General features: G+C 76.2%; 5 protein-coding genes. 2 read left to right on the forward strand and 3 right to left on the reverse strand.

Annotation, left to right across the window (positions count from 1 at the left end):
* Nucleotides 1-108 precede the first annotated feature (108 nt).
* Complete coding sequence (locus HLB09_RS12750; protein WP_171203730.1) at nucleotides 109-1,755, reverse strand: methyl-accepting chemotaxis protein; 1,647 nt, start codon at nucleotides 1,753-1,755, stop codon at nucleotides 109-111.
* 584 nt (nucleotides 1,756-2,339) lie between these two features.
* Between HLB09_RS12750 and HLB09_RS20055 the strand changes: the two genes are divergently transcribed.
* Nucleotides 2,340-2,687: a DoxX family protein gene (locus HLB09_RS20055; RefSeq protein ID WP_171203731.1), complete on the forward strand. Its 348-nt coding sequence runs from the start codon at nucleotides 2,340-2,342 to the stop codon at nucleotides 2,685-2,687.
* A gap of 51 nt (nucleotides 2,688-2,738) precedes the next feature.
* Here HLB09_RS20055 and HLB09_RS12760 read toward each other — a convergent pair whose 3' ends face one another.
* The gene (locus tag HLB09_RS12760; RefSeq protein ID WP_171203732.1) at nucleotides 2,739-3,239 is read right to left on the reverse strand and encodes a hypothetical protein; all 501 of its coding nucleotides are present in this window, start codon (nucleotides 3,237-3,239) and stop codon (nucleotides 2,739-2,741) included.
* A gap of 19 nt (nucleotides 3,240-3,258) precedes the next feature.
* Here HLB09_RS12760 and HLB09_RS12765 point away from each other — a divergent pair, with 19 nt between their 5' ends.
* Complete coding sequence (locus HLB09_RS12765; protein WP_171203733.1) at nucleotides 3,259-4,074, forward strand: hypothetical protein; 816 nt, start codon at nucleotides 3,259-3,261, stop codon at nucleotides 4,072-4,074.
* Between the two features lie 110 nt (nucleotides 4,075-4,184).
* On the opposite strand, the gene HLB09_RS12770 is transcribed toward HLB09_RS12765, so the two are convergent.
* Nucleotides 4,185-4,811, reverse strand: coding sequence for a DUF2231 domain-containing protein (locus HLB09_RS12770; protein WP_171203734.1), 627 nt, complete (start codon nucleotides 4,809-4,811; stop codon nucleotides 4,185-4,187).
* Nucleotides 4,812-4,954: the final 143 nt, after the last annotated feature.

The following is a 4,954-nucleotide window of genomic DNA, read 5'->3' on the forward strand; positions in this document are numbered from 1 at the left end:
CGAGGACCGCGCCGCGGGAGCGGGAGGACGAGGGCACGCCCGACCCTCGGCCGCCGCGGCGCCGCAGCGGGGCTGCCACGCCGGGCGCCGTCGTGACCGTCGCGCGGCTCAGTACGTGAACCGGCTGACCGTGCCGCGCAGGACGGCGGCGCGGCGGGCGAGGCCGTCGACGACCGTGCGCGTCTGCGTGAGGGAGTCGGAGGTCACGGCCGCCGCCGAGGACACGTCCTCGATGGTCGCGGCGATCTCCGCGGACGCCGAGGCGGCCTCGGTGGCCGAGCGGACCATCTCGTTCGTCGTCGCCGTCTGCTCCTCCACCGCGGAGGCGATGGAGGTCTGGAAGCTGTCGATCTGCTCGATGACGGCGCCGATGCGCCCGATGGCGTCGACGATGCCGGCGGTGTCGCCCTGGATGCCGTCGACCTGGCGGGCGATGCCCTCGGTGGCGCGGGCCGTCTCCTGCGCGAGGTCCTTGACCTCCGCGGCGACGACGGCGAAGCCCTTGCCGGCCGCGCCCGCGCGCGCCGCCTCGATGGTCGCGTTGAGCGCGAGGAGGTTGGTCTGCTCGGCGATCGAGGTGATGAGCTTGACCACCTCGCCGATCTGCTGGCTGGACTCGCCGAGGCGCACCGCGGTGGCGCTCGTGTCGGCGACGGCGCGGACGGCCTCGGCGGCCACCCGCGCGGCCTCGTTGGCGTTGCTGCTGATCTCGCGGATCGACGCGCCCATCTGCTCCGAGGACGACGCGACCGTCACGACGCTGCGCGTCACCTCGCCGGCCGCGGACGACACGACGGTGGCGCGGCCGCTGGTGGCCTCCGAGGACTCCGCGATGCGCGCCGAGGAGCTCGACAGCTCGTCCGAGGAGGCGGCGACGGCGTCCGCCGAGGCCGCGACCTCCCGCATGACACCGCGGAGGTTCTGCACGGCCGTGTCCATCGCCGCGCTCATCTCGCCGAGCTCGCAGCGGCTGCCGTACCCGCTGGCCTTCGTGAGGTCGCCGTCCGCGAGGGCGAGGGCGACGTCGCGGACGTCGCGCATGCCGCCCTCGATGCCGCGGGAGATGAGGACCGCCGCGGTGACGGCGAGCGCCGTCCCGCCGACGACCATCACCGCGACGAGCACCTGCACCAGCCGCTGCTCCTCGGCGACGTCCTCGGCCGTGGCGCGGGCCTCGGCGAGGACGTCCGCGCGCAGCTCGTCGACGGCGGCGCTCGTCGCCTCGATGAGGGGGGCGACCTGCTCGTCGTTGGCCGCGAGCCAGGCCTCGTCGTCACCGGCCACGGCCAGCGGGCCGAGCGTCGTCTCGACGAGGTCGACGTAGCCGTCGAAGCCGGCGACGGCCTCGTCGAGCGCGGTGCGCTGATCGGCCGGGAGGTCACCGGCGCGGACCTCCGCCGCGATGGCGTCGAAGCGCTGCTGCACCTCCCCCACACGGTCGAGGGCCGCCTCGGCTCCGGCGCGGTCCACGGCGATGACGGCGTCCCGGACCGCTACCCGCTCGTCGCCGAGCAGGCCGCGCATGTCGCCGATGGCGCCGATGCGCTGAAGGTCGTCGTCGGAGAGGCGCTGCACCTGCTCGCTCGCCCGGGCTGACGCCGTGAGCCCCACCGCGCCGACGCCGAGGGCCACGAGGGCGCCGAGCAGCGCCGTCGCGACGATCTTGCTGCGCGTCCGCTGGTCGTAGATCCACTGCAGCACGGGGGGACGCCGCGGGCCACCACCGGGCGTGCGGCAGGTGGGGTCGGCGCTCATGGGGCCTCCGGTGCTCGACGCGGCGCGCAGTCGACCCGCGGCGCGACGCGCCGCGACGGGTGGGTGAGGTGCTCCGCGGTCTCCTCACGCCCAGCAACTCCTTCGGCACGTCGGCCGCCGCCTTGAGCGACGACGAGCGACGACGCCGAGCGGCGTGGCGGGACGGGCGCGGACTACGAGGGGCGGCGCGCCGCGACGTCGCCACGAGCGCGGACGACGAGGGCCGGTGGACGGCGCCTCGGCCCTCGCAGTCCGCGGCCGCCGGCGTCGGGGCCGCGACGTCACGGGCGTGGCGCCGTCCGGGCGTGCTGGTGGTGGACTTCGTGGGTCGCCGCCGGCGCTGGTGGACTCCGTGGGCTCGACGTCGGCGTGCCGTCCCACGCCCTCCACCACCGAGGCGCGCCGCCCCACGAGGTCCACCACCGAGCACGAGCGCGGACGTCGAGGGGCGGCGGACGGCGTGTCGGCCCTCGAACTCCGCGGCCGCTGTCGCTGGCAGCCGCGCCCACCGCCTGGCGCGCGGAGGCCCGCAGGCGAGAGGCTGTGCCCGGCCGCGCAGGGTGCGTGGGCCGCGAGGAGGTCCGGTGTTCGTCGCCACGGTCGTGCTGTCGGTCCTGCTCGCCGCGGTGGTCGCGTTCTCCGCCCGGGGGAAGCTGGTGCAGGACCGCACGATCATGCGGACGATGCGCACCGTCGGGGCCTCAGACACGCTCGTGCGGGGGCTCGCCTACGTCGAGATCGCCGCGGCGGTGGGGCTCCTCGTCGGCATCGGCATCGCCTGGATCGGTGCGCTGGCGGCCGCCGGGCTCACCTTCTACTTCCTCTTCGCGCTCGTGGCGCACCTGCGCGTGGGCGACCGGAACGTCGCGCCGGCCGCAGTGCTGCTCGTCGTCTCGATCGCCGTGCTCGTCCTGCGGTCGCAGACCGCCTGACGACGCCGCGGTCGCAGACCGCCTGACAGACCGCCGGTCGACGGCGCCCACTCACCCGCTGAGGACGCCGACGAGCCCCTCGAGCGTGATGCTCGCGGCGCCGAGCACCGAGAGCACGAGGAGGCCGGTGCGAGCCGCCGAGGCGGGCAGGCGCCGCACGAGCAGCTCGCCCGCCGCGACCCCGACCGCGGCGGCGACGACGGCGCCCGCCCACAGCGTCCAGGGGAGGGGCAGCAGGGCGCCGGGCTCGAGGCGCACCTCGAGCGCCGCGGCGACGAGCCCCACGACGACGAACCACGGCTGCACCGACGCCGTGAAGGACCGCTGCGGCCACCCGCTGGCGACGGCGTGGACGCTGAGCACCGGGCTGCCGAGGCCGGCCGCGGCGTGCAGGACGCCGGAGCCCGCGCCCGCCGCGACGGCGCGCGCCGCAGGGGCGAGCGTCGAGGAGGTCCCGGGCGGGGACCCGCGCGCGGACGGCGCGCTCGTCGAGAGCGCCTCGGCGGCGCCCCCCGCGTCGGTCCTCGCGCTGTCGCCGGACTTCGGCGACACCGACCGCCTCGCCCAGCGCATGGACGTCGTCGAGACCGGCTACCAGCTGCCGGGCGGCGGGCAGGTTCCCTTCCCGGGACGCCACATGATCGCCCTCTACGGCTCCCCGGGGACCCCCTCGCTCGGCGTCATGGGCGAGCAGGACGTCGACGCCGCCGTCGAGCGCGCGAAGGAGGTCGCCGCCGAGTACGACGACCTCGTCGAGGACCCCGTCGTCCCCACCTTCGAGATCATCACCACCGTCGCCTCCGCGTCGGCGGGCGACGACGGCGACTACTCGCAGGAGCTCGACCCGGAGGTCGTCCGGCCGTGGATCGAGGCCGCGGCCGACGCGGGTGTCTACGTCGTCCTCGACCTGCAGCCGGGCCGCACCGACTTCCTCACGCAGGCGCAGCGCTACGAGGACCTGCTCACCTACCCGGGCGTCGGGCTCGCCCTCGACCCGGAGTGGCGGCTCGAGCCCGACCAGCGGCACTTGCGGCAGGTGGGCCAGGTCGGCGTCGACGAGGTCAACGCCGTGGGTGACTGGCTGGCGGAGCTGGTGCGGGAGGAGGACCTGCCGCCCAAGGTCTTCCTGCTCCACCAGTTCCAGACCCGGATGATCGTGGACCGCGAGCGCCTGGACATGTCGCACGACGAGCTCGTCCCGCTCGTCCACGCCGACGGGCACGGGACGCCCGGGCAGAAGCTCGACACCTACCGCGCGCTGCAGACCGACGCGCCCGAGGGCATGCGCTGGGGCTGGAAGAACTTCTACGACGAGGACACCCCGACGATGACGCCGGCGGAGACGATGGCCGTCGAGCCGATGCCCGACTTCGTCTCCTACCAGTAGGGGCGTCGCCGAGCGGCGGACCCGTCCCGTCCCGACCCGGCGGACCGGGACGGGACGGCCGACAGCCCCGGTGTCGCCCCCGGTGCCGGACCCGGCACCGGGGGCGGACGTCAGACCCGGTGCGGGCTGACGGGCTCGCGGGAGGTCGGGTCGCCCGCGTAGGCGGGGTCCCGCGAGCCGATGTCGCGGGCGACGGACAGGTGCCCGCCGAGGTAGCCCCCGATCCCGGCGACCGCCCCGGCCCCGAGGGCCAGGACCACCCCGAGGCCGTGCTGGCGCTCGTGGCGGCGCACCCACCACGACGCGGCGTACATCGCGAAGGACGTGCCGTTGGCGACGGCGTGCACGTACCCGACGCGCTTGTCGCCCTCGCGCAGGCCGACCCACTCCGCGCTGCCGGTCGCGAACGTCGGCAGCGCCGCGACGCAGCCCAGGCCCACGAGCAGTCGCGCGGCGGGCCGGGCGGCGCGTCCGCCCACGAGGTCCAGGGCGGACGCCGAGAGCCACGCGCCGATCGGCACGTCGGTCATCGGCGGGTGGACGGCGTGCCCGACGCCCTTGCCGCGCAGGAGCCCGAGCAGCCCCGGCGTCGCCGTGAGCGCCTTCTCGACGAGCCGCTGCTCGACGTCGACGGTCTTGTCGAGCCACGTCGCGCCCTCGACCGCCTCCATCGCCCGGACGGACACGGGGCGGGGGTCGGTCGTGCTGGTCGTGCCGGTCGTCGACGTGTCGGTCACGGTGTCGCCTCCGGTGGCGTCGTCGTCGGGCCTCCCCGGTGCGGGCGACCTCCTCGTACCACTCTGGGCGCTTCCCGCCCCCCGCGCGCGGCGGGTGCCCGCGCCCACGACCGCGAAGGCGACCGCGTCCCCCGGCCCCGGCC

Origin of the sequence: Pseudokineococcus marinus (genome assembly GCF_013004605.1) — a bacterium.
In the GTDB taxonomy this organism is placed as follows: domain Bacteria; phylum Actinomycetota; class Actinomycetes; order Actinomycetales; family Quadrisphaeraceae; genus Pseudokineococcus; species Pseudokineococcus marinus.